The sequence below is a fragment of the Nocardia sp. NPDC102475 genome (genome assembly GCF_055584605.1).
In genome coordinates this window covers 1-1,378 of record NZ_JBVJLS010000073.1, presented here as the reverse complement: position 1 = coordinate 1,378, position 1,378 = coordinate 1, and the positions used below count along the sequence as shown (strand labels likewise).

Below are 1,378 nucleotides of genomic sequence, written 5' to 3'. Positions count from 1 at the left end.
TGAATCCCCTGTAAGTGTTGGTGGTGGCTGGCCTGGGGCCGGCTGGCAGGGTGGTGCTGGTTCTTCAGACCGCGGTGTGACTCGTGAATCTCCTGGCCCCTGTTGGGTGCCCTTCCCGGGAGTTGTCCGTCTCGGCCTGGAGGCCGGCGCCGTCCCGGCCCACCACGATGGCCTGATCAGAAGCCTGCCCAACCGCGGGATCGGTTGTGGCTCATTACAGGTCTGCCTCGTAGTGACTCTCTCCCGGGCCGACGCCGGTCACGACGTCCGTCCACCAGGAGAACATCGCATTGTCCATCGTTGCAGACCACTACCGATTCGTCGTCGGCGTCGACACCCACGCCGCGACCCACAGCTACGCCGTCGTCGAATGCCCAGCCGGTCGAGTCGTCGACGAAGCGACCTTCCCGACCTCGGCTGCGGGTATTGCCCGGGCGCAGACGTGGATCGCCCGCCGCACCGACGGAGAAATCAGCACAGTCCTGATCGCCGCCGAAGGCACCCGATCCTACGGGGCGATCGCCGCCGATCGCTTCGAACGTGCTGGTTACCGCGTCGTCGAAGCACCGACGCCGTCGGCGAAACGGTTGCGGGACAACGGAAAAACCGATGCAATGGATGCGGTCACCGCCGCGCGGTCGACGCTCGTCACCGAACTCGAGAAACTGTGTGACCGTCGCCGCGGCGACGTGCGGGACGCATTGAACATCCTGGCGGTCGCCCGTGACCAGATGGCCACCGAACGGACCCGGACGGTGAACACACTGACCGCATTGCTCAGGTCTTATGACCTCGGAATAGACGGGCGCCGGGCACTCACAGTCCAGCAGATCGCACGAGTCGCCGCGTGGCGGCGTCGCGACGAATCGATCGGACTGGGTGTCGCCCGCGCCGAAGCGGTCCGCCTGGCCCGGCGAATCGCCGAGCTCGACGAGCAGTTGAAGTCCAACCGCAACCAGTTGCACGAAATCCTTGGCGAGCATGCCCCCGAGCTGCTGGCATTGCCCGGGGTCGGCCCGGTGACCGCTGCGGTCATCCTCACGGTCTGGTCGCATCCGGGCAGGATCAGAACCGAAGGCGCACTTGCCAAGATCGCCGGAACCTGTCCGATCCCGGCCTCGTCGGGAAATACAACCCGCCACCGGCTGAACCGGGGCGGTGACCGGCAGCTGAACCGAGCACTTCACACGATCGTGCTCACCCGGATGCGAACCGATCCCGCGACCCGCGCCTACCTGCAGCGACGGCTCGCTGCCGGGAAAACCAGACGCGAAGTCGCCCGCTGCCTCAAACGCTATGTGACGCGCCAGATCTACCGAACACTCAGACAGGTCCCCGAGACGGCTTGACAAACATAGAAGCCTCCCGGGATGTCCGG

1 protein-coding gene is annotated in these 1,378 nt (G+C 65.8%); it reads left to right on the top strand.

The window, feature by feature from the left end; all coding sequences use genetic code 11:
• Positions 1–290: 290 nt before the first annotated feature.
• Entirely contained in the window at positions 291–1,349 is a 1,059-nt protein-coding gene (locus tag ACZ60G_RS44100) for an IS110 family RNA-guided transposase (protein WP_465818396.1), read from the top strand.
• Positions 1,350–1,378 lie beyond the last annotated feature (29 nt).